Origin of the sequence: Chromobacterium vaccinii, from assembly GCF_001855275.1 — a bacterium.
In the GTDB taxonomy this organism is placed as follows: Bacteria; Pseudomonadota; Gammaproteobacteria; order Burkholderiales; family Chromobacteriaceae; genus Chromobacterium; species Chromobacterium vaccinii.
In genome coordinates, this window is record NZ_CP017707.1 from 2761230 (window position 1) to 2785937 (window position 24708).

At 65.7% G+C, this 24708-nt stretch carries 9 protein-coding genes; all 9 read right to left on the reverse strand.

Annotated features, from left to right (window positions below):
- Positions 1-17 precede the first annotated feature (17 nt).
- The 9 genes from BKX93_RS12805 to leuS all read right to left on the reverse strand — a co-directional run bounded on the left by BKX93_RS12805 (position 18) and on the right by leuS (position 24694).
- The gene (locus BKX93_RS12805; protein WP_046168880.1) at positions 18-1268 is read right to left on the reverse strand and encodes a glycosyltransferase family 4 protein; all 1251 of its coding nucleotides are present in this window, start codon (positions 1266-1268) and stop codon (positions 18-20) included.
- Position 1269: 1 nt separating this feature from the next.
- Positions 1270-2691 (reverse strand): HlyD family type I secretion periplasmic adaptor subunit, encoded by a 1422-nt coding sequence (locus BKX93_RS12810; protein WP_046168881.1) that lies wholly within the window; start codon positions 2689-2691, stop codon positions 1270-1272.
- A 6-nt stretch (positions 2692-2697) separates the two neighbouring features.
- On the reverse strand, positions 2698-4842 hold the full coding sequence (locus BKX93_RS12815) for a type I secretion system permease/ATPase (RefSeq protein ID WP_046168882.1): 2145 nt from the start codon (positions 4840-4842) through the stop codon (positions 2698-2700).
- Positions 4843-5210: 368 nt separating this feature from the next.
- Positions 5211-17594 (reverse strand): calcium-binding protein, encoded by a 12384-nt coding sequence (locus tag BKX93_RS25720; RefSeq protein ID WP_145929312.1) that lies wholly within the window; start codon positions 17592-17594, stop codon positions 5211-5213.
- Positions 17595-18334: 740 nt separating this feature from the next.
- Positions 18335-19621 carry an MFS transporter gene (locus BKX93_RS12825; protein ID WP_244887178.1) on the reverse strand — a complete coding sequence of 429 codons (1287 nt, stop codon included), beginning with the start codon at positions 19619-19621 and terminating at the stop codon, positions 18335-18337.
- Between the two features lie 191 nt (positions 19622-19812).
- A complete protein-coding gene (locus BKX93_RS12830) occupies positions 19813-20280 on the reverse strand; it encodes a GNAT family N-acetyltransferase (RefSeq protein WP_070980105.1) in 468 nt (155 codons plus the stop codon).
- Positions 20281-20401: 121 nt separating this feature from the next.
- Entirely contained in the window at positions 20402-21406 is a 1005-nt protein-coding gene (gene holA / locus BKX93_RS12835; protein WP_046168673.1) for a DNA polymerase III subunit delta, read from the reverse strand.
- Positions 21387-21941, reverse strand: a complete 555-nt coding sequence (locus BKX93_RS12840; protein WP_046158404.1) for an LPS-assembly lipoprotein LptE — start codon at positions 21939-21941, stop codon at positions 21387-21389. Before BKX93_RS12840 ends, holA begins: the two co-directional genes overlap by 20 nt.
- A 134-nt stretch (positions 21942-22075) precedes the next feature.
- Complete coding sequence (gene leuS / locus BKX93_RS12845; RefSeq protein ID WP_046158405.1) at positions 22076-24694, reverse strand: leucine--tRNA ligase; 2619 nt, start codon at positions 24692-24694, stop codon at positions 22076-22078.
- Positions 24695-24708: the final 14 nt, after the last annotated feature.

A 24708-nucleotide genomic window follows, 5' to 3' on the forward strand; every position in this document is an offset into this window, starting at 1 on the left:
ACCTTTCTGTTATCGGACTACTGCCTAAGCCAGGCGTCGCTTTCCTGCGCGGCCACCCTATCCGCCGCATCAGAAGCAGCGATGCCCAGCAAATTCCTGTAAGCGTCCAAGCCCTGCTCGACGCTGTACCGTTCCGCCGTCCGCCGCGCCTGCCGCCGCATCCCCGGCGCATCCTCGCGCAACGCCTCTCTCACCCTCTCGATCAAGGCCTCCCGGTCGAAGAAACCCACCAGGTGGCCGTTCACGCCGTCGCGGATCACTTCGCGCAGCGGCGCGGTGTCCGACGCCACGATGCGGCAGCCGCTGGCCATCGCTTCCAGCAGGCTCCACGACAGCACGAAGGGATAGGTCAGGTAGACGTGGACCGCCGACACCTGCAGCGCCTTGCGGTAAACGTCGTACGGCACCTTGCCGAGGAAGTGCACCCGGTCCGGATCGACCAGGTTTTCGCGCAGCAGCTTTTCGCGCCAATTGGCCGCGTCCGCCGGCGCGCTGCCGTAGCTGACGCCGTCGCCGCCGACGATCACTACCTGGCAATCGGGCTCGGCGCGCAGCAGCTCGGGCAGCGCGCGCATGAAGACGTGGAAGCCGCGGTAGGGCTCCAGATTGCGCGCGACGTAGGTGACGATCTTCTGGCCGGCGCGCAGCGTGCGGCCGTTTGGCAACGCCAGTTCGGCGGCGGGGTCGGGCTTCAACAGCTCGGTGCGGATGCCTTCGTGCGCGACGTGCAGCTTGTCGCGGTAAGCGGCCGGATGCAGGCTGTGCTGCCAGTGGGTGGGACAGATGCCGGCGTCGGCGTTTTCCAGGTTGAGCAGGTGCAGCGCGTTGCGGGCGCGCAGCCGCGCGGCGCCGTCCAGGCTGAGCGGAAATTCCGGGTCGAAGTCGGCGTCCGCGCCGCGGCCGTGGTAGAAGAATTCGCAGTAGTGGATCAGCCGCGCGTCGGGAAACAGGTCTTTCAGGAACAGCGTCTCGCCCCAGCCGGGGTGGGCGAGGATGACGTCGGGCCGGTAGCCGCGATGGGCCAAGGGCTGCAAGCTGCGCAGCACCGCCTGGCCGTGCAGCACCGCGTCCTCGTAGCTGTACAGATAGGGGTGGGCCTGGCGGCTGGGCTGGCGGTGCGGCTTGTAGCGCAGCAGCCGCACGCCCTGCAGGCCGGGAGCGCTGTCGCGCCCCACTGCCAGCAGGTCGATGCCTGGCCGGGTTTTCAGATCATCGGCGATGTGGCGCAGCTGGCCGGGGAAATTCTGGTGGATCAGCAGGAGCTTCATCTCAACGCTCCCGCATGCCTTCGCCGACGTGTTCCTGCAGCGGGCTGAGGAAGTAGTCGATCACCCGGCGCTTGCCGGTCTTGATCTCGGCGCTGACCGCCATGCCGGCGCTCAAGTTGACGCGCGCGCCGTCTATCACCAGGTGGCTTTGCTTCAGCCGGATGCGGGCGGGAAACAGCAGGCCGCGCTTTTCGTCCTGCTGCGCGTCGTGGCTGACGGTTTCCACCACGCCGTCCAGGTAGCCGTAGCGGGTGTAAGGGAAGCTTTCCACTTTCACCGTCACCGCCTGGCCGGGCCGGACGAAGCCGATGTCCTTGTTCTCGATCTGCGCTTCCACTTCCAGCGCCTCGTTGGCCGGCACCACGGCCAGCAGCGGCTGGGCCTCGGTCACCACGCCGCCGACGGTGTGGATGGCCAACTGCTGCACGCTGCCGGACACCGGCGCGGTGAGCTGGGTCAGCGCCTGGCGGCGGCCGGTCTTCTTCACTTCCTCGCCGGACTGGGTGGTCTGCTCGCGCGCTTCGCGCAGCTTGTCCAGCGCGTCGCTGCGGAAGTTGGCGGTCAGCGCTTCCAGCTCTTCGCGCTGGCTGGCGATGGCGGCGGCCAGCTCCTGGATGCGGCTCTTCTGGCTGGCCAGATCGCCCTGCTGCTCGATGCGCGCCTGCTGCTTGTCCAAGTAGGCGTGCTTGGAGATGAAGTTCTTGTCCAGCAGCTCCTGATAGTCATGCTCGCGCGCTTCGGCCAGCCGCACCGTGCCCTGCAGCTTGATCACCTGCTGGCGGGTGGTGGACAACTCGGCCTCGCGCTGGCGCAGCGTGGCCTGCAGCGAATCGCGCTTGGCCTGATAGGCGCGCCACTGGCCGACGGCCAGCGTTTCCTCGCTCAGCTGCTTGGCCGGGTCGACGCCGTCCAGCTTCTCCAGCTGCGGCAGCCGGCCGTTGTCCAGCGCGGCCAGCAGCGCCTGGTAGCGGGCGCCGGCCAGGCGGGCGGTTTCCAGCGCGTCGCCGGCCTTGCGGTTGTCGGCGCCGGCGGCGGTGGCGTCCAGCTCGATCAACAGCTGGCCAGCCTTGACCAGTTGGCCGTCGCGCACGTGGATGGCCTTGACCACGCTGGGCTCCAGCGGCTGGATGATCTTGGTGCGGCCGCCGCTGACGGTCTTGCCGCCGGCGACGGCGACGATGTCCAGCTGGCCGATCAGCGCCCATAGCAGCGCGCAGACGAACAATGCCACGATCACGCGCATGCTCCAGCGCGGCAAGGGCGAGGCCGGGCTGTCGGTCAGCTCCAGGTGGGCGGGCAGGAAGGCCAGCTCGTCCTCGCTGCGCGGCTTGGGGTCGAGCTGGCGGCGGATGGACCAATGGTCGGCGAAGGCCTGGCGGTAGCGGCGCAGGAAGCCCCGCAGCGCCTCAATCTGATGTTTCATCGCGGCTTATCCTTGCTGCAGGCTGTGGAGGTGGGCGTAATAGCCGCCCGGTTTCTGCGCCAGCTCGGCGTGGCTGCCGGCTTCGACGATCACGCCCTTGTCCATCGCGATGATGCGGTGGGCGCCGCGCACGGTGGACAGGCGGTGGGCGATGATCAGCACGGTGCGGCCCTGGCAGATGGCGCGCATGTTCTGCATCACCGCGCGCTCGGACTCGTAGTCCAAAGCGCTGGTGGCCTCGTCCAGGATCAGGATGCGCGGATTGCAGACCAGCGCGCGGGCGATGGCGATGCGCTGGCGCTGGCCGCCGGACAGGCTGGCGCCGTGCTCGCCGACCATGGTGTCGTAGCCCTCGGCCAGCTCCATGATGAAATCGTGGGCGCCGGCCAGCTTGGCGGCGCGGATCACCGCGTCCAGCGACATGCCGGGATCGGACAGCGCGATGTTGTCGCGCACGCTGCGGTTGAACAACAGGTTCTCCTGCAGCACCACGCCGATCTGGCGGCGCAGCCAGGCCGGATCGGCCAGGGCCAGGTCATTGCCGTCCACCAGCACGCGGCCGGATTCCGGCACGTACAGCCGCTGCACCAGCTTGGTCAGCGTGCTCTTGCCGGAGCCGGAGCGGCCGACGATGCCCACCACCTCGCCGGCGCGGATGTCCAGGCTCAGCTTGCGCAGGATTTCCGGGCCATCCGGGCGGTAGCGGAACACCACCTGATCGAACTCGATCTTGCCCTGGATGGGCGGCAGCGCCGCGCGGCTGGCCGGCAGCTCGGTGCGGGTGTTGAGGATGTCCCCCAGCCGCTCCACCGAGATGCCCACCTGCTGGAAGTCCTGCCACAACTGGGCCAGGCGCACCACCGGCGCCGCCACCTGGCCAGCCAGCATATTGAAGGCGATCAGCTGGCCGACCGACAGATCGCCGCCGATCACCAGCTTGGCCCCCAGCCACAAGGTGGCCACCGTCACCAGCTTCTGGATCAGCTGCACGCCGTTCTGGCCGATATTGGCCAGCCGCGTCACGCGGAAGCCGGCGGCCACGTAAGCCGCCAGCTGGTTGTCCCAGCGCCGGGTCATGTGCGGCTCCACCGCCATCGACTTGATGGTGCCGATGCCGCCCACCGACTCCACCAGAAAGGACTGGTTGTCGGCGCCGCGGGCGAACTTCTCGTCCAGCCGCCGGCGCAGCACCGGCGTCAGCATGGCCGACCAGGCGGCGTAGCACGGCAGCGAGATCACCACGATCAGCGTCAGCCAGCCGCTGTAATAGAACATCACCGCCAGGAACACGAAGGAGAACAGCAGGTCCAGCACCGTGGTCAGCGCCTGGCCGGTGAGGAAATTGCGGATGCTGTCCAGCTCGCGCACCCGCGCCACCGTGTCGCCGACCCGCCGCGCCTCGTAATAGGCCAGCGGCAGCGCCAGCAGATGGCGGAACAAGCGCGCGCCCAGCTCCACGTCGATGCGGCTGGTGGTGTGGGCGAACACGTGGCCGCGCAAGGCGGACAGGATCACGTTGAACACCGACAGCGCCAGCAGGCCGACGGCGATCACGTCCAGCGTATTGAAGGCGCGGTTGACCAGCACCTTGTCCATCACCACCTGGAAAAACAGCGGCGTCACCAGCGCGAACAACTGCAGCACGAAGGACACGCCCAGCACTTCCAGCAGCAGCTTGCGGTACTTGACGATGGCCGGCACGAACCAGGTGAAATCGAACTTGACCAAGGCCCCCGCCGCCGAGGCGCGCGAGGCGACCACCAGCAGCCGGCCGTCGTAGCGCGCCGCCAGCTCGTCCAGGCTCAACACCGCGGGACGACCCTGCTTCAGATCGTGGATCAAGACTTTGTCGCCGTCGCAGCGGGCGACGATGAAGTGCTCGCCATTGGCCGCCAGCGCCAGCGCCGGCAAGGCCATCAGGCCGATGCGGTCCAGCGGCTGCTGGACGATCTTGGCTTTCAGTTCCAGATGCTTGGCGGCGAGGAGGAGATCGGTTTCGGAGAAGGATTCGGCGGAGCGGCCGAATTGGTGGGCGAGTTGCTCGGGGTCGGCGGCGATGCCGTGGAACTGGGCCAGCAGCACCAGGCCGAGCAGGCCGTGATCTGGCGCCGACGCCCCCGGCGCGGCTTGGCCGCTAATAGGATCAGACATATTTTTAATTGAACTGGCAATAAGGATGGGGATTTGCAAAGGAAAATACCGGCTTTTCCTTTAAACAAAAATGTTAATTTTTACCAATTAAAAAATTGCCACCCCACCAGCTAAGTCAAACAAAGGCAAGTTACCAGCGAATTTCCATCGCTGATCAAACACCCTGAATAAGACAGGCCGAAACTTCCCTCGTCATTCATTCTGTTTTATCGCCAGACCGACACAAATCACGCCGCTGTTGATACGTATAATTACTTACATAGCTAAAACTCTAAATATCTCCCCAACCATTCCCCAGCCGCCAATACAATAAAAAAAGCCACGCATCTGCATGCGTGGCTTTGCGATCAAGCATCAAACCTGTTTATTTACTTCCAGCTCGACGCCATCACCGTCTGCAAGCCGGCCTGATAATCGGCCGGCAGCGTCATCTGACCGGCAGCCGGCGGATTGAACGCCGCCATCGCCGTCACCAGCGCCTGCACCTGCGACGCCGCCAGCGCCTTGCCATCGCCGGAGCGGATGGTTTCCAGCTGGTTGGCGGCATTGCCGAACCAGTTGTCCACCACCACCTTGTCGCCGCCGCCGATCACGCTGACTTCCAGGCTGTTGTTCTGGCGACGGAACCACAGCTGATCGGCGTTGACGCCCTTGTCGAATTCCAGCGCATCCTGCCCGCCGGAATCCTGCACCAGGTCCACGCCGTCGCCGCGGCCGAAACGGTAGGCGTCATTGCCCTCGCCTCCGTTGAGGGTGTCATTGCCGATGCCGCCCTCCAGCGTGTCGTTGCCGGCGCCGCCGTTCAGCACGTCGTTGCCTTCCCCGCCGATCAGGCTGTCCTGCCCGCTCCAGCCGTACAGCGTATCTTTGCCGGCCGTGCCTTCCCGCTTCAGCGCGCGTTTCTCCAGGTCGGCGATGCCCCATTCCGCGCCGGTGCTGGCGAAGGTGATCCGTTCGATCTGGTTGGTCGCGCTGAAGTCGCTGGTGAACCAGTCCTTCACCGTCACGCTGTCCTGCCCGTTCACGTGGCGGAAGGCCAGGTCGTTGCCGACGCGCGCCACCTGGATGTCCGCTTCCTGGATGTCCGGACCGAAGCGCAGTTCGTCGCGGAAGTCGACGCCGCTGGAGGTGTTGTTGCTCGCGCCGGCCTTGTCGATGATCAGGTCGTTGCCGTCGCCGACGTTGAACAGGTACAGGTCGCGCGCGAAGCTGCCCACCAGCGTGTCGTCGCCGGCGCCGCCTTCGAAGGTGTGGTCGTAGCTCCACCAGTTGCCGGCTTCGATCCGGTCGTTGCCCGCCCCGCCCCGCAGCGTGTCCTTCTCCGCGCCTTGGTAGTGGTGGGTGGCCGGGTAGTACCGCGCGTCGTCGCTGAAGTTGCCGTTGTAGGCGGTGTCGCCGCCGTAGATCACGTCGTCGCCGTCGCCGCCTTCGATCAGGTCGGCGCCGGTGCCGCCGGTCAGGGTATCGTTGCCGATGCCGCCCCGCAGCGTGTCGTTGCCAACGTCGCCGTTGAGCACGTCAAAGCCGTCGCCGCCTTCCAACAGGTCGTTGCCGTTGCCGCCGCTCAGCGTGTCGTTGCCGCTGCCACCGAACAGGCTGTCGTCGCCGTCGCCGCCAGACAGCAGATCATTGCCGCCCTGGCCTTCCAGCAGGTCATTGCCCTGGTAGCCGTAGAGCGTGTCGTTGCCGTCTCCGCCCTGCAGATGGTCCTGGCCATGCCAGCCGTCGATGCTGTCGTTGCCATCGCCGCCGACGAAGCCGATCACCCGTTTCTCCAGGTCGGCGATGCCCCACTCCGCGCCGGTGCTGGCGAAGGTGATCCGCTCGATCCAGTTGACGTCGGACGCCGAGCTGTTGAACCAATCCTTCACCGTCACGCTGTCCTGCCCGTTCACGTGGCGGAAGGCCAGGTCGTTGCCGACGCGCGCCACCTGGATGTCCGCTTCCTGGATGTCCGGACCGAAGCGCAGTTCGTCGCGGAAGTCGACGCCGCTGGAGGTGTTGTTGCTCGCGCCGGCCTTGTCGATGATCAGGTCGTTGCCGTCGCCGACGTTGAACAGGTACAGGTCGCGCGCGAAGCTGCCCACCAGCGTGTCGTCGCCGGCGCCGCCTTCGAAGGTGTGGTCGTAGCTCCACCAGTTGCCGGCTTCGATCCGGTCGTTGCCCGCCCCGCCCCGCAGCGTGTCCTTCTCCGCGCCTTGGTAGTGGTGGGTGGCCGGGTAGTACCGCGCGTCGTCGCTGAAGTTGCCGTTGTAGGCGGTGTCGCCGCCGTAGATCACGTCGTCGCCGTCGCCGCCTTCGATCAGGTCGGCGCCGGTGCCGCCGGTCAGGGTATCGTTGCCGATGCCGCCCCGCAGCGTGTCGTTGCCAACGTCGCCGTTGAGCACGTCAAAGCCGTCGCCGCCTTCCAACAGGTCGTTGCCGTTGCCGCCGCTCAGCGTGTCGTTGCCGCTGCCACCGAACAGGCTGTCGTCGCCGTCGCCGCCAGACAGCAGATCATTGCCGCCCTGGCCTTCCAGCAGGTCATTGCCCTGGTAGCCGTAGAGCGTGTCGTTGCCGTCTCCGCCCTGCAGATGGTCCTGGCCATGCCAGCCGTCGATGCTGTCGTTGCCATCGCCGCCGACGAAGCCGATCACCCGTTTCTTCAGGTCGTCGATGCCCCATTCCGCGCCAGTGCTGGCGAAGGTGATCCGCTCGATCCAGTTGACGTCGGACGCCGAGCTGTTGAACCAATCCTTCACCGTCACGCTGTCCTGCCCGTTCACGTGGCGGAAGGCCAGGTCGTTGCCGACGCGCGCCACCTGGATGTCCGCTTCCTGGATGTCCGGACCGAAGCGCAGTTCGTCGCGGAAGTCGACGCCGCTGGAGGTGTTGTTGCTCGCGCCGGCCTTGTCGATGATCAGGTCGTTGCCGTCGCCGACGTTGAACAGGTACAGGTCGCGCGCGAAGCTGCCCACCAGCGTGTCGTCGCCGGCGCCGCCTTCGAAGGTGTGGTCGTAGCTCCACCAGTTGCCGGCTTCGATCCGGTCGTTGCCCGCCCCGCCCCGCAGCGTGTCCTTCTCCGCGCCTTGGTAGTGGTGGGTGGCCGGGTAGTACCGCGCGTCATCGCTGAAGTTGCCGTTGTAGGCGGTGTCGCCGCCGTAGATCACGTCGTCGCCGTCGCCGCCTTCGATCAGGTCGGCGCCGGTGCCGCCGGTCAGGGTATCGTTGCCGATGCCGCCCCGCAGCGTGTCGTTGCCAACGTCGCCGTTGAGCACGTCAAAGCCGTCGCCGCCTTCCAACAGGTCGTTGCCGTTGCCGCCGCTCAGCGTGTCGTTGCCGCTGCCACCGAACAGGCTGTCGTCGCCGTCGCCGCCAGACAGCAGATCATTGCCGCCCTGGCCTTCCAGCAGGTCATTGCCCTGGTAGCCGTAGAGCGTGTCGTTGCCGTCTCCGCCCTGCAGATGGTCCTGGCCATGCCAGCCGTCGATGCTGTCGTTGCCATCGCCGCCGACGAAGCCGATCACCCGTTTCTCCAGGTCGTCGATGCCCCATTCCGCGCCAGTGCTGGCGAAGGTGATCCGCTCGATCCAGTTGACGTCGGACGCCGAGCTGTTGAACCAATCCTTCACCGTCACGCTGTCCTGCCCGTTCACGTGGCGGAAGGCCAGGTCGTTGCCGACGCGCGCCACCTGGATGTCCGCTTCCTGGATGTCCGGACCGAAGCGCAGTTCGTCGCGGAAGTCGACGCCGCTGGAGGTGTTGTTGCTCGCGCCGGCCTTGTCGATGATCAGGTCGTTGCCGTCGCCGACGTTGAACAGGTACAGGTCGCGCGCGAAGCTGCCCACCAGCGTGTCGTCGCCGGCGCCGCCTTCGAAGGTGTGGTCGTAGCTCCACCAGTTGCCGGCTTCGATCCGGTCGTTGCCCGCCCCGCCCCGCAGCGTGTCCTTCTCCGCGCCTTGGTAGTGGTGGGTGGCCGGGTAGTACCGCGCGTCGTCGCTGAAGTTGCCGTTGTAGGCGGTGTCGCCGCCGTAGATCACGTCGTCGCCGTCGCCGCCTTCGATCAGGTCGGCGCCGGTGCCGCCGGTCAGGGTATCGTTGCCGATGCCGCCCCGCAGCGTGTCGTTGCCAACGTCGCCGTTGAGCACGTCAAAGCCGTCGCCGCCTTCCAACAGGTCGTTGCCGTTGCCGCCGCTCAGCGTGTCGTTGCCGCTGCCACCGAACAGGCTGTCGTCGCCGTCGCCGCCAGACAGCAGATCATTGCCGCCCTGGCCTTCCAGCAGGTCATTGCCCTGGTAGCCGTAGAGCGTGTCGTTGCCGTCTCCGCCCTGCAGATGGTCCTGGCCATGCCAGCCGTCGATGCTGTCGTTGCCATCGCCGCCGACGAAGCCGATCACCCGTTTCTTCAGGTCGTCGATGCCCCATTCCGCGCCAGTGCTGGCGAAGGTGATCCGCTCGATCCAGTTGACGTCGGACGCCGAGCTGTTGAACCAATCCTTCACCGTCACGCTGTCCTGCCCGTTCACGTGGCGGAAGGCCAGGTCGTTGCCGACGCGCGCCACCTGGATGTCCGCTTCCTGGATGTCCGGACCGAAGCGCAGTTCGTCGCGGAAGTCGACGCCGCTGGAGGTGTTGTTGCTCGCGCCGGCCTTGTCGATGATCAGGTCGTTGCCGTCGCCGACGTTGAACAGGTACAGGTCGCGCGCGAAGCTGCCCACCAGCGTGTCGTCGCCGGCGCCGCCTTCGAAGGTGTGGTCGTAGCTCCACCAGTTGCCGGCTTCGATCCGGTCGTTGCCCGCCCCGCCCCGCAGCGTGTCCTTCTCCGCGCCTTGGTAGTGGTGGGTGGCCGGGTAGTACCGCGCGTCATCGCTGAAGTTGCCGTTGTAGGCGGTGTCGCCGCCGTAGATCACGTCGTCGCCGTCGCCGCCTTCGATCAGGTCGGCGCCGGTGCCGCCGGTCAGGGTATCGTTGCCGATGCCGCCCCGCAGCGTGTCGTTGCCAACGTCGCCGTTGAGCACGTCAAAGCCGTCGCCGCCTTCCAACAGGTCGTTGCCGTTGCCGCCGCTCAGCGTGTCGTTGCCGCTGCCACCGAACAGGCTGTCGTCGCCGTCGCCGCCAGACAGCAGATCATTGCCGCCCTGGCCTTCCAGCAGGTCATTGCCCTGGTAGCCGTAGAGCGTGTCGTTGCCGTCTCCGCCCTGCAGATGGTCCTGGCCATGCCAGCCGTCGATGCTGTCGTTGCCATCGCCGCCGACGAAGCCGATCACCCGTTTCTTCAGGTCGTCGATGCCCCATTCCGCGCCAGTGCTGGCGAAGGTGATCCGCTCGATCCAGTTGACGTCGGACGCCGAGCTGTTGAACCAATCCTTCACCGTCACGCTGTCCTGCCCGTTCACGTGGCGGAAGGCCAGGTCGTTGCCGACGCGCGCCACCTGGATGTCCGCTTCCTGGATGTCCGGACCGAAGCGCAGTTCGTCGCGGAAGTCGACGCCGCTGGAGGTGTTGTTGCTCGCGCCGGCCTTGTCGATGATCAGGTCGTTGCCGTCGCCGACGTTGAACAGGTACAGGTCGCGCGCGAAGCTGCCCACCAGCGTGTCGTCGCCGGCGCCGCCTTCGAAGGTGTGGTCGTAGCTCCACCAGTTGCCGGCTTCGATCCGGTCGTTGCCCGCCCCGCCCCGCAGCGTGTCCTTCTCCGCGCCTTGGTAGTGGTGGGTGGCCGGGTAGTACCGCGCGTCGTCGCTGAAGTTGCCGTTGTAGGCGGTGTCGCCGCCGTAGATCACGTCGTCGCCGTCGCCGCCTTCGATCAGGTCGGCGCCGGTGCCGCCGGTCAGGGTATCGTTGCCGATGCCGCCCCGCAGCGTGTCGTTGCCAACGTCGCCGTTGAGCACGTCAAAGCCGTCGCCGCCTTCCAACAGGTCGTTGCCGTTGCCGCCGCTCAGCGTGTCGTTGCCGCTGCCACCGAACAGGCTGTCGTCGCCGTCGCCGCCAGACAGCAGATCATTGCCGCCCTGGCCTTCCAGCAGGTCATTGCCCTGGTAGCCGTAGAGCGTGTCGTTGCCGTCTCCGCCCTGCAGATGGTCCTGGCCATGCCAGCCGTCGATGCTGTCGTTGCCATCGCCGCCGACGAAGCCGATCACCCGTTTCTCCAGGTCGGCGATGCCCCACTCCGCGCCGGTGCTGGCGAAGGTGATCCGCTCGATCCAGTTGACGTCGGACGCCGAGCTGTTGAACCAATCCTTCACCGTCACGCTGTCCTGCCCGTTCACGTGGCGGAAGGCCAGGTCGTTGCCGACGCGCGCCACCTGGATGTCCGCTTCCTGGATGTCCGGACCGAAGCGCAGTTCGTCGCGGAAGTCGACGCCGCTGGAGGTGTTGTTGCTCGCGCCGGCCTTGTCGATGATCAGGTCGTTGCCGTCGCCGACGTTGAACAGGTACAGGTCGCGCGCGAAGCTGCCCACCAGCGTGTCGTCGCCGGCGCCGCCTTCGAAGGTGTGGTCGTAGCTCCACCAGTTGCCGGCTTCGATCCGGTCGTTGCCCGCCCCGCCCCGCAGCGTGTCCTTCTCCGCGCCTTGGTAGTGGTGGGTGGCCGGGTAGTACCGCGCGTCGTCGCTGAAGTTGCCGTTGTAGGCGGTGTCGCCGCCGTAGATCACGTCGTCGCCGTCGCCGCCTTCGATCAGGTCGGCGCCGGTGCCGCCGGTCAGGGTATCGTTGCCGATGCCGCCCCGCAGCGTGTCGTTGCCAACGTCGCCGTTGAGCACGTCAAAGCCGTCGCCGCCTTCCAACAGGTCGTTGCCGTTGCCGCCGCTCAGCGTGTCGTTGCCGCTGCCACCGAACAGGCTGTCGTCGCCGTCGCCGCCAGACAGCAGATCATTGCCGCCCAGGCCGAAGATCACATCATTGCCCTTGGCGCCGTTCAAGGTATCGTTGCCGTCGGTGCCATTCACCGTGACGGCGACGTATTTGATCAGCTCGCTGACCGTCCACGCCGTGCCGTTGGCGAATACCACGCTGCCGCCCCACTGCACCTTGTCGGTGAAGCCGCCCTTGATGGTGACGCTGTCCACGCCATTGATGTGCTTGAGCAGGATGTCGTCGCCGCTGCGGATCACCAGGATGTCGGTGACGCTGATACCTACGCCGAAGCGCAGTTCGTCGCCCGCGCTGAAAACGGACAGATTGCCGTTATTCGCGCCGTAATGGATGACGTCCTGGCCATCGCCCAGATTGAAAATGAAGATGTCCTTGCCGTCGCCGCCGATCAGCGTGTCATTGCCCTTGCCGCCTTCGAATCGGGTCACGCCGCTGACGCCGCCGCCCATCAGGGTGTCGTCGCCGTTGGTGCCGGTCACCACGCCTATGCCCCATTGGTCGATCTGGTGCGCCGACCAGACCACCCCGTCGGCGAACACCGCCTGGCTGATCCAGTTGCCCTCCGACAGATACCAGTCGCGGATCAGGATGGAGTCGCTGCCGTTGATGTGGCGGAGAACGATGTCGTTGCCGCTGCGCGCCACGCGGATGTCGCTGGCGACGATGTTGACGCCGAAGCGGATCTCGTTGTGCGCCGACTGGGTCTGGAGGGTCGGGCTGTTGACGATGATGTCCTGTCCATCGCCCAGATTGAAGCGGTAGATGTCCTTGTCGCCGCCGCCGCGCAGGGTGTCGTTGCCCTTGCCGCCATCCAGGATGGACACGCCGCCGCCGGCGCTGATCAGGATGTCGTTGCCGCCGCCGCCCAGCAGGGTGTCGGCGCCGCCGCCTCCCACCAGCGTGTCGTTGCCTTCGCCGCCGTCCAGCAGATCATTGCCCTTGCCGCCTTGCAGCGAATCATTGCCGGCGGTGCCGATATAGATGCCCTGGCTGCGCTGTTCGATCTGCAGCGCGTTCCAGTTGTCGCCATTGGCGAATACCGCCCGCTCGATGCGGTGTCCTTCTCCGACAAACCAGTTGCGGACCAGGATGGAATCCTTGCCGTTGACATGCTGGAACAGGATGTCGTCGCCGCTGCGCGCCACCACGATGTCGGTGACGGCGATGCCGACGCCGAAGCGGATTTCGCCATGCAGGCTGAGGCTGACGCCCAGTTCGTTATGGATGATCACATCCTGGCCGTCGCCCAGATTGAAGATGTAGGTATTGCTCCCGGCATTGCCCTTCAGGATATCGTTGCCTCTGCCGCCTTCCAGAACGGCAATGCCACCGCCGGCGCTGATCAACAGATCATCGCCCGCGCCGCCCCGCAGCGTGTCCTTGCCGCCGCGGCCGATCAAGGTGTCGTTGCCATCGGTGCCGATGTACACGCCGGTCGCCCACTGGTTGATCTGGACGGCGCTCCATGCCACGCCGTCGGCGAACACCACCGAGCCGACCTGCGCCGCCGCGCTGGAGAACCAGCCTTGCACCAGCACCGAGTCCACGCCGTTGACGTGGCGCAGCACCAGGTCCGCGCCCACCTGGACCACGGTGATGTCGGCGGCGACGATGCCGACGCCGAAACGGATCTCGCTCTGGTGACTGACGTTGACGCTCACCGAGTTGTTGATGATGACATCGCCACCGTCGCCGAGGTTGAACACATAGATGTCCTGGCTGCCGCCGCCCTTCAGCGTGTCATTGCCCTTGCCGCCTTCCAGAATGGAGACGCTGCCGCCGCCGCTGATCAGCACATCGTTGCCGGCGCCGCCCTTCAGCGTGTCCTTGCCGTTGCCGCCGATCAGCGTATCGTCGCCGTCGCCGCCGTCCAGCAGGTTGTCGCGGCCCTTGAGGCCGCTGAACGCATCGCTGCCGCTGCCGCCGATGAAAATGCCCTGGCTGCGCTGGGTCAGCTCGACGGCGCTCCATACCGCGCCGCCGGCGAACACCACGCTGCCCACCTGGGCCGCCGCGCTGACGAACCAGCCCTGGATGCGCACCGCGTCCTGGCCATTGACGTGTTGCAGCACCAGATCGTCGCCGATCTGCACCACCACGATGTCGGTGACGGCGATGCCGACGCCCAGACGGATCTCGCTCTGGTGATTGACGTTGACGCCCAGGCTGTTGTTGATGATCAGATCCTGGCCGTCGCCGACATTGAAGATGTAGATGTCGCGGTCGCCGCCGCCCTTCAGCGTGTCGTTGCCCTTGCCGCCTTCCAGGATGGAGACGCTGCCCGCGCCGCTGATCAGCACGTCGTTGCCGGCGCCGCCCTTCAGCGTGTCCTTGCCGTTGCCGCCAATCAGCGTGTCGTCGCCATCGCCGCCATCCAGCAGATTGTCCTTGCCGCCGCCCTGCAACACGTCGCTGCCGCTGCCGCCAATGACCACGCCGGTGCCGCGCTGGTTGAGCTGGGCGGCGGTCCACACCGCGCCGTCGGCGAATTTCACGCCGCCGACCCAATGCGCCTCGCCCAGGAACCATCCCTGGATCGCGATCGAATCCACGCCGTTGACGTGCCGCAGCACCAGGTCGCTGCCCACCTGCACCACGCGGATGTCGTTGGCCGAAATACCCGCGCCCAGGCGGATCTCGCTGCTGACGCCAACGGCGACGTTCAACGCGTTGTTGACCACCACGTCGTGGCCGTCGCCCAGATTGAAGATGTAGATATTGTTGTCGGCGCCGCCCTGCAAGGTATCGTCGCCCTTGCCGCCTTCCAGAATGGCGGTGCCGCTGCCGCCGGCGATCAGCACATCGTTGCCGGCGCCGCCCTTCAGGGTATCGTTGCCGCCGCCGCCGATCAGCGTGTCGTCGCCGTCGCCGCCGTCCAGCAGATCATTGCCCTTGCCGCCGCGCACCGTGTCGCTGCCGCTGCCGCCGATGAAAATGCCCTGGCTGAACTGTACGATCTGCGCCGCGGTCCAGCTGACACCGCTGGCGAACACTACGCTGCCCACTTGGGCGGCGGTCGCGGCGAACCAGCCCTGGATCACGATGGCGTCGGCACCGTTGACGTGCTGCAGAATGATGTCGTCGCCGGAGCGCGCCACCTGGATGTCGGCGGCGACGATGCCGGCGCCGAAGCGGATTTCGCTGTGATGGGCGATGCCGACGCTGACCGAGTTGTTGATGATGACATCGCGGCCGTCGCCCAGATTGAAGATGTAGATGTCGTTGGCCGAGCCGCCCTTCAGCGTATCGTCGCCCTTGCCGCCTTCCAGCAGGTTGACGCCGCTGCCGCCGCTGATCAGCACATCATTGCCGGCGCCGCCCTTCAAGGTATCGTTGCCCCCGCCGCCGATCAGCGTATCGTCGCCGTCGCCGCCATCCAGCAGATCATTGCCGGCGCCGCCGGTCAGCGCGTCGTTGCCCGCGCCGCCCACCACGATGCCGCTGCTCCACTGATTGATCTGCAGACCGGTCCAGCTGACGCCGCCGGTGAAGACCACCTTGCTGATCCAGTTCACTTCGCCCAGGAACCAGTTGCGGATCACGATGGAGTCCTGGCCGTTGATGTGCTTGAGCAGCACGTCGTTGCCGGCACGCACCACCTTGACGTCGGCCTCTGCGATGCCTGCGCCGAAGCGGATTTCGCTGTAGTGCTTGATGTCGACGCCGACGCTGCCGTTGATGACGACATCGTTGCCGTCGCCCAGATTGAAGATGTAGATGTCGGATTGGCCGCCGCCGGTCAGGGTGTCGTCGCCCTTGCCGCCTTCCAGCACGCTGCTGCCGCCGCCGGCGCTGCTGATCACGTCGTTGCCGGCGCCGCCCTTCAGCGTGTCGTTGCCGCCGCCGCCCAGGATGGTGTCGTTCCCCGCGCCGCCGTCCAGCAACTCATCGCCCTTGCCGCCCTTGATCTGGTCGTCGCCCGCCGTGCCGGTGGCCGCCACCGCCTTGGCCAGCGCGTCGGCCGCGCTCCATGCCGTGCCGTCGGCGAACACCACCTCGCCGGCCCAGCCGGTCTTCTCCACCGCGCCGTTCTTGATGGTGATGCTGTCCACGCCGTTGACGTGCTGCAGGATCAGGTCCTTGCCCACCGCGTAAACCGAGATATCGGATGCCCGGATGCCTTCCAGGAAGCGGATCTGGTCGCCTTTGCTGTACATGGCGAGTTTGGCGACCGCCACACCGTAGTTGACGGTATCCCGTCCGTCGCCCAGGCCGAACACGAATACATCCCGCCCGGTGCTGCCCATCAGGAAGTCGTTGCCGGAGCCGCCTTTCAAGGTGTCGTTGCCGCCAGCGCCCACCAGCGTATCGTTGCCGGCTCCGCCATCGATGAAGTTATCTTCCGCCGAGCCTTGCAGCGCTTCGTCTTCGTCGCTGCCGGCAATCACCTCAACCACACGCTGTTCCAACTCATCTCCCTTCCACACGCTGCCGTCGGCGAACACGATCCGGCCCTGCCAGCCGTGCTCCACGCTGAAACCGCCTTGTATCGTCACCGAGTCCGCGCCGTTCAGATGCGCCAGCACGATGTCGTCTCCCACGCGCTCCACATGGATGTCGCCGATCGCGATGCCCGCGCCGAAACGGATTTCGTCCTGCCGCGTCACCGCCACATCCACGCCATGCGCGGCGATCACGTCATGGCCATGGCCGCGCTCGAACACGTACACATCCGCTCCCGCTCCGCCATGCAGCGTGTCGCTGCCCGCGCCACCGATCAAGGTATCCGCGCCGCCGTGGCCGATCAGCACATCGTTGCCGGCCCCGCCGATCAGGATGTCGCTGCCGTCCCAGCCCTCCAGCGTGTCGTCGCCGTCGGTGCCGGTGGTGGTGATGCGGATATCGGCCTGGGTCCATACCGTGCCGTCGGCGAAGGCGGTGCGTTCGATGCGGCTGGCCAGGCTGGCGAAATAGCCTTCCACCACCAGGCGGTCGCTGCCGTTGGCGTGCGTCAGCACCAGATTGGTACCCTGGCGGATCACGGTGATGTCCTTGGCCAGGATGCCGGCGCCGAAGCGGATTTCGTCCTGCACGGACACGTCCGCGCCGCCGGCGTCGCGAATCAGGTCAGCGCCGTCGCCCAGATTGAAAATGTAGATGTCGGCGTCCGCGCCGCCGATCAGGGTATCGTTGCCCTTGCCGCCTTCCAGCACGTTGCGGCCGCTGCCGCCCTCCAGCCAGTCGTCGCCGTCGCCGCCTTGCAACGTGTCATTGCCGGCGCCGCCCAGCAGCTTGTCGTTGCCCGCGCCGCCCTCCAGCCAATCGTCGCCCTCGCGGCCGTTCAGGGTGTCGTTGCCAGCCAGGCCGATCAGGTGGTCCTTGCCCATCCAGCCGGACATCGTCTCCTTGCGGTCGGTGCCGGTCTGAACGATCACCCGCTGCGCCAGATCATCTATGGTCCACAGCGTGCCGTCGGCAAAGCGGATCTGCTCCACCCAGTAACGCTTGTCGACGAACCAGTTCTGGATGGTGACGGAATCCTCGCCATTGCCATGCTGCAACACCAGATCGTTGCCGACATGCAGCAGCTCGATGTCTTGCGGCGAGATGCCGGCGCCGAAGCGCAGCTCATCGCGGTAGGCCGGATTGGCGTCGGCCTCGTTGCGCTTCTCCAGCGCGTTGTCGGAGATGACGTCGTTGCCGTCGCCCAGATTGAACAGGTAGAGATCGCCATCCACGCCGCCGACCAGGCTGTCGTCGCCGCGGCCGCCTTCCAGCACGTTATGGCCGGCATCGCCGAACAGGGTGTCGTTGCCGTCGCCGCCTTGCAGCGTGTCATCCCCCTCGTAACCGTTCAGCACGTCGTCGCCCGCGCCTCCACGCAGCAAATCGGCCTGCTTGGTCCCTTCCAATGCGCCATCTTGATCAGATACCGCGTCCACACCATTTTGCGAAGCTGCCACTTTGCGTTCCTTTTTTTATTGATGAATCATGCCTAGCCTTCTCTTCCATCGCGGCGATGGCTCTCCTTTTGCTGTGCGATCCAATCGCCCGCCATTCGCGTCCATGCGGCATGCCGCAAATCGGCGAAACAAATGGCAAAGAAATATCGACGCAAGCCGGACAACGGAAATCGGGAGGAGCGGCGCATAGGCCGGGGAATGAGAAGCGCCTGAGAGTCAAGGCTCGGCATCGGCCAAATTGGCCGCTCGGCTGCCACCAAGCGGGAATGTTGCCAAGCATTGCCTGCGCAGACGAAATCGGTCATCTATTTGCTAAAGCCAGAATTATTTCTAACTAAAATTTTACCGAAAAAAATAAGGCAAAAAGGACAGGAAATGGGCGTTAATTTTAACCAGTGCAAAAAATTCACACCTTAATAGAGAAAAACGATATGGACAGATAAATTGGGAACGTAACCAGAGGAGCGCTTGGCAGAGAATCCTTCTTCTGCATTTCCATTGGATATCAGCACATTGCCGCGCCAAACCATGGACGGTTTTTCCGCAAAGTAAATAGCTGAGCAACTGAAACTGAAGTAATGATTTATTGATTGTTACGTGTATTTACTTAGATGGATATGCATCAGTCTCTATTCGGCAATCGCCCTCGCGCGCATCTCCAAATCGCCGCGACCCGAATAAATATATACCGTTGCGCTGTGACGCAAAACTGAAAACCTTTTCCGCGCGGGAAACCCGACTCAAACCTGCACAGGCCGATGGCGCTCGATGCGGATGCGCAGCACCAGCGCCGCGGCAAGCAGGCACAAGGCGCCGGAAATCATCGTCGCCACGGTGTAGCTGCCCAGGCTGTTGCGCAGCATGCCCGCGCCCAGCGCGGCGAACGCCGCGCCCAGCTGGTGGCCGGCGACGATCCAGCCGAACACCACCGGCGCCTGCTCGCTGCCGAACACGCCGGTGGTCAGCTTCACCGTCGGCGGCACGGTCGCCACCCAGTCCAGCCCGTAAAACAGGGTGAACAGCGGCAGGCCGTAGAAGTATTCCAGGCCGAACGCATGCGGCAGATACAACAACGCCAGCCCGCGCAGCCCGTAATAGACGAACAACAGCGCCTGCGGCGCGAAGCGGTCGGACAGCCAGCCGGACAGCGTGGTGCCCAGCAGGTCGAACATGCCCATCGCCGCCAGCAGGCTGGCGCCGCGCACCGGGGTCAGCCCGTAATCGCCGCACATGGCGATGAAATGGGTGCCGATATAGCCGTTGGTGCTGGCGCCGCAAACGAAGAAACTGCCGAACAGCAGCCAGAAATCGCCGGATCGGCTGGCGGTTTTCAGCGCGCCGAAGGCGATAACGATGGGATTATGATGCACCGCCGCGGGCGGCGGCGCGTTCTCCGGCTCGCCCAGCGGCCGCAGGCCAATGCTGGCCGGCCGCTCCGGCAGCAGCAGCCACACCAGCGGAAACACGCAGACGATGCAGCCGGCGATCAGCCACACCGTGCCGCGCCAGCCATGCTGCCCGGTCAGCCAGGCCATCAGCGGCAGGAACACCAGCTGGCCGGTGGCCGAGCTGGCGGTCAGCAAACCCATCGCCAGCCCGCGGTGCTGGACGAACCAGCGGTTGACCACCGACGCGCCCAGCGTCATCGCCGTGGCGCCGGTGGCGCAGCCTACCATCACGCCCCACAGCAGCTGCAGCTGCCAGTTGCTGCGCATCAGGGTGGACAAAGCCACGCTGCCGGCCAGCAGCGCAAGCGCGCACAACACCGTGCGCCTGAGGCCGAAGCGCAGCATCGCCGCCGCCGCGAACGGCCCCATCAGGCCAAACAGCGCCAGATTGATCGACAAGGCCAGCGAGATGGCGGAGCGGCTCCAGCCGAACTCGCGCTCCAGCGGCACCATCATCACGCTGGGCGCGGCGCGGATGGCCGCGGTAGTCAACATCACCAGGAAGGTGACGGCGACGGCGATCCAGGCGTAGTGGAATCGTCCGCCGCTCCAGTCGCGCATGCCGCTCATGCCGCTCATGCCATCCCCGCTCTTAGACAAGCCAATGCATTAAGACTAGCAAGAACCTTCAATGACATCCGGTTGGTTTGCCATTCGGCGATGCCCCGCCTTCGGCCGGCGTGACAACCGGCAAGGCCTGTCGAAAACGCGTGTCTTCGCGAACTTTCGATGCGCAGGTCGGAATGCACGAACCTTATCCACAGCCATAGTCAAACTGGCATTTTATCCACAGCGACGCCCTCGCGCCGCGCCATCGCCGTCAAACGCGGCCGGACGCGGAATCCCAAGCCTTCGAAAAAGGTCTCCCGCCCGCTCAACGCCTCGCAATAAATGGTTTCCGCCCCGCAACGCTGAATAAAGGCCTGGCCCAGCGCGGAACCTATTCCCCAGCCGGCCGCATCGCGATGCACGATCAGTTCCGCCAGCCATCCCGCTTGCCAGCCATCGCTGAATCCCCGCGCCAAGCCCCATACCCGGCCTCGCGCATAGGCATACACGCCCAATCCCTGGCGAAAAGCGCGCGCCATCGTGGCAAGATCGAATGTCTCCAAAGCCCCCCAGCCCTGACTGGCATACAACTCCGCCACCTGGGGCAGCAAGTCATCCGGCAGCTCGGCCAAGTCCAGGCATTGCCAGTCACGCCCTTCCAACACGCCTGTTGCGCCTTCTTCCAGCATGTTTCCTCCAGACCAAATGAACTCGCGGCGAGGACATTACTCTTCTCCCTCACCCCATGCAGGCGCGCTCACCACGAAAAACGGACCGCATGCGCGGTCCGTTTCCAAGCGGAACATCCTCTCAGGCGGCCAGCCTGGTCGCCAGCGCCCGCATGGTCTGCCAAGGCTCGCCCGGCTCGACGCCCTTGATCTGGCGGTCGATGCGCGCGCACTCGGACAAAGCGGCCATCAGCTTGCGCGGTCCGATGCGGCGCAGCGCCGGCTCAGCCAGCTTCTGCTTCTCGCCCCACAGCCTGAGCTCGCGCGCCATGTCGCGCGGCTGGCGGCCGTCCTTCAGGCCCTGGCGCAACTTGAGCAGCATGCGCACGTCCTCGGCCAGCGACCACAACACCAGCACCGGCGCCTCGCCTTCGGCCATCAGCCCGTCCAGCATCCGCGTCAGCCTGGGCGTGTCGCCGGACAACCAGGCCTCGGACAGCTGGAACACATCGAAGCGGGCGACATTGGCCACCGCCGCCTGCAGATCGTCCAGGCTCAACTCGCCCTTGGGATAGAGCAGCGCCAGCTTGTCCACTTCCTGCCGCGCGGCCAGCAGATTGCCCTCCACCCGGTCGACGAAGAACGCCAGCGCCTCCGCGCCCAACTGCTGGCCCTGGGCCTTCAGCCGGCGGGCAATCCAGCCCGGCAGCTCGGCGCGGCCCACCGGGCGCGCCTCCACCACCTGGGCGATCCTGTCCAGCGCGGTGAACCACTTGCTCTGCTGCTGCGCCTTGTCCAGCTTGGGCAGCGTGATCAGCGTCACCGTATCTTGCGGCGGATCGGCGGCGAGGCGCTGCAGCGCCTCCGCGCCCTCGGTGCCCGGCTTGCCGCCGGGAATGCGGATTTCCAGCAGCTTCAGCGAAGCGAACAGCGACACGCTGGACATCGAGTCGGTCAATTGCGACCAATCGAAGCCGCTTTCCACCGTCAGCACCTCGCGCTCCAGGTAACCGGCGGCGCGCGCTGCGGCGCGGACGGCATCGGCCGCCTCCAGCGCCAGCAACGCCTCTTCGCCATGCACCAGGTACAGCGGCGCCAGCCCCTTGGCCAAGCCCGCGTTCAGCGCGTCAGGGCTGAGGGACGGCATCGGGCTTCACGCTTGCGGGACCGGCCAGCGGCGCGGCCGGCACCTTCAGGTAAGCCAGTCGGCGCACCACCTGCTCGGCGGCGTCGCGGCGCGCGTCGGCCCACAGCAGGTCTTCTTCCTGCTGCTTGCCCAGCACCTGGTTATCCGAGTAATTCAGGCTGCGGCGCACGGTCACCACCATGTCCGGATCGACCGGCACGCCGCCGATCACCGTACGCACCACCGCGGTGTAAGTCAGCTGGTATTCGTTGATGCGGCCGCCGGTATTGATGGTCAGGATGTCCTTGGACTGATTCTCGCTGACCACGCTCACCACCGCCTGCGCGCCCTTGGGCGCGGACATCACCGTCAGCTTCGGATCGCGCGCGAACACGGTGCGCAGATCCGATTCAATGCCCTTGCCGCTGGCCTCCAGATACATGGTGGAGAACGGCAGCGGCTTGAGCGGGCCGCCCAGGCCGCGCAAATGGAAGCCGCAGGCGGTCAGCAACAGCGCGAAACCGGCCAACAGAGCGAATCTCAGAGAGTGTTTCATTGCATCCCCCATGGCGGATGATCCGCCAGGCAAAAACGGCGCAGGACAAACCGCCCCGCGCCGCGTATCCGATATCGGTCCTAGCATGGCTGACAGCCCGTGGGGCCAAACAACGCCACGGGCCGGCCCACCCGCTAGACGACGATGTTCACCAGGCGGCCCGGCACCACGATGATCTTCTTGGCCGGCTTGCCTTCCATGAACTTGATCACGTTCTCGTGCGCCAGCGCCGCGGCCTCGATCGCATCCTTGGCAGCGTCGGCGGCCACGGTCACGCTGCCGCGCAGCTTGCCCGCCACCTGCACCATCAGCTCGATCTCGCTCTTCACCAGCGCGCTCTCGTCCACTTTGGGCCAGGACTGGGCCAGCAGCTCGGTGCCCGGCTTCAGCTCGTTCCAGATGCCGTCGCAGACATGCGGCACGATGGGAGACAACAGCAGGGTAGCGGTTTCCAGCACCTCCTGCGCCACGGCGCGGCCGGTCTCGCCCGCGGTGTCGGCCTTGTCGTAGGCGTTGAGCAGCTCCATCACCGCGGCGATGGCGGTGTTGAACTGCTGGCGGCGGCCGTAATCGTCGGCCACTTTCTGGATGGTGCCGTGCAGCTTGAAGCGCAGTTCCTTCTGGCTGGCGTTCAGCTCGCCCGCGGCATACGGCGCGACCACGCCGGCTTCGACGTGCTCGCGCGCGCTCTTCCACAGGCGCTTAAGGAAGCGGAACGCGCCCTCCACGCCGGCGTCGGACCACTCCAGGCTCTGCTCCGGCGGCGCGGCGAACATCATGAACAGGCGCGCGGTGTCGGCGCCGTATTTCTCGATGAATTCCTGCGGATCCACGCCGTTGTTCTTGGACTTGGACATCTTCTCGATGCCGCCGATCACCACCGGCTGGCCGTCGACGCGGTGCGTGGCGGACACGATCTTGCCTTTGGCGTCGCGCGTAAGGTCCACGTCCTGCGGCGCGATCCAGTCCTTGGAGCCGTTGGGCAGGTCGCGATAGAAGGTTTCGCAGATCACCATGCCCTGGGTCAGCAGGCTCTTGAACGGCTCGTCCGACGACACCAGGCCCTCGTCGCGCATCAGCTTGTGGAAGAAGCGCGCGTACAGCAGGTGCAGGATGGCGTGTTCGATGCCGCCAACGTATTGATCGACCTGCAGCCAGTAATCGGCGGCCTTCTTGTCCACCATCGCGGTGTCGCACTTCGGGCTGGCGTAGCGGGCGTAGTACCAGCTGGACTCCACGAAGGTGTCCATGGTGTCGGTTTCGCGCTTGGCCGCGCCGCCGCACTTCGGGCAGGCGGTTTCGTAGAATTCCGGCATCTTGGCCAGCGGGGAGCCGGCGCCGTCCGGGTGCACGTTTTCCGGCAGCGTCACCGGCAGGTCTTTTTCCGGCACCGGCACGTCGCCGCAGCTCGGGCAGTGGATGATCGGGATCGGGCAGCCCCAGTAGCGCTGGCGGCTGATGCCCCAGTCGCGCAGGCGATACTGGGTTTTCTTCTGGCCCAGGCTCTTGGCCTGCAGGTCGCCGATGATGGCGTCGAAGGCCGCCTGGTAGCCCAGGCCGTCGTACTTGCCGGAATTGACCGTCTTCACGGTGTCATCCTTGGCGCCGTACCACTCCTGCCAGTTGGCGGCGTCGTATTCGGCGTCGCCAGTGGCCAGGGTAATCACCTGCTTGATCGGCAGCGCGTACTTGTTGGCGAACTCGAAGTCGCGCTCGTCGTGCGCCGGCACGGCCATCACCGCGCCTTCGCCGTAGCCCCACAGCACGTAGTTGGCCACCCATACCGGCAATCGTTCGCCGGTCAGCGGATGGATGACGAACAGGCCGGTGTCCATGCCCTTCTTTTCCATCTTGGCCATGTCGGCCTCGGCGACGGAGCCCGCCTTGCACTCGGCGATGAAGGCCTGCAACTCGGCGTTGCCGGCCGCGGCCTGGGTGGCCAGCGGATGTTCGGCGGCGACGGCGACGTAGGTGGCGCCCATCAGCGTGTCCGGACGGGTGGTGTAGACCTTCAATTCGCCGGCGTGGCCGATGCTGGCCTCGTCGTACGGGAACACCACGTCGGAGCCGTAGCTCTTGCCGATCCAGTTGCGCTGCATGGTCTTGACCTGCTCCGGCCAGCCGTCAAGCTTGTCCAGATCGGCCAGCAGCTGCTCGGCGTAGTCGGTGATGCGGAAGTAGTACATCGGGATTTCGCGCTTTTCCACCAGCGCGCCCGAACGCCAGCCGCGGCCGTCCACAACCTGCTCGTTGGCCAGCACGGTCTGGTCCACCGGGTCCCAGTTGACCACGCCGTTCTTCTTGTAGATCACGCCCTTTTCGAACAGGCGGGTGAACAGCCACTGCTCCCAGCGGTAGTAGTCCGGCTTGCAGGTGGCCAGCTCGCGTTCCCAGTCCAGCGCGAAGCCCAGGCTATCCAGCTGGGTTTTCATGTATTCGATGTTGGCGTAGGTCCACGCCGCCGGCGCGCCGCCGTTCTTCATCGCCGCGTTCTCGGCCGGCAGGCCGAAGGCGTCCCAGCCCATCGGTTGCAGCACGTTGAAGCCCTGCAGGCGCTTGAAGCGGGCCAGCACGTCGGTGATGGTGTAGTTGCGCACATGGCCCATGTGCAGCTTGCCGGACGGATACGGGAACATCGACAGCGCGTAGTACTTGGGACGCGACGCGTCTTCCACGGCCTTGAAGGCGGCAGTCTTCTGCCATTTCTGTTGGGCGGCGGCTTCTACCGCCCGCGGGCTGTATTGTTCTTGCATGGCGATCTTTGTCT

Bases quoted from the DNA above. Each gene is read 5' to 3' on its own strand.
- BKX93_RS12810 (WP_046168881.1), bottom strand. From the start codon at position 2,691: ATGAAACATCAGATTGAGGCGCTGCGGGGCTTCCTGCGCCGCTACCGC.
- BKX93_RS12815 (WP_046168882.1), bottom strand. From the start codon at position 4,842: ATGTCTGATCCTATTAGCGGCCAAGCCGCGCCGGGGGCGTCGGCGCCA.
- BKX93_RS12805 (WP_046168880.1), bottom strand. From the start codon at position 1,268: ATGAAGCTCCTGCTGATCCACCAGAATTTCCCCGGCCAGCTGCGCCAC.
- leuS (WP_046158405.1), bottom strand. From the start codon at position 24,694: ATGCAAGAACAATACAGCCCGCGGGCGGTAGAAGCCGCCGCCCAACAG.
- BKX93_RS12825 (WP_244887178.1), bottom strand. From the start codon at position 19,621: ATGAGCGGCATGAGCGGCATGCGCGACTGGAGCGGCGGACGATTCCAC.
- holA (WP_046168673.1), bottom strand. From the start codon at position 21,406: ATGCCGTCCCTCAGCCCTGACGCGCTGAACGCGGGCTTGGCCAAGGGG.
- BKX93_RS12840 (WP_046158404.1), bottom strand. From the start codon at position 21,941: ATGAAACACTCTCTGAGATTCGCTCTGTTGGCCGGTTTCGCGCTGTTG.
- BKX93_RS12830 (WP_070980105.1), bottom strand. From the start codon at position 20,280: ATGCTGGAAGAAGGCGCAACAGGCGTGTTGGAAGGGCGTGACTGGCAA.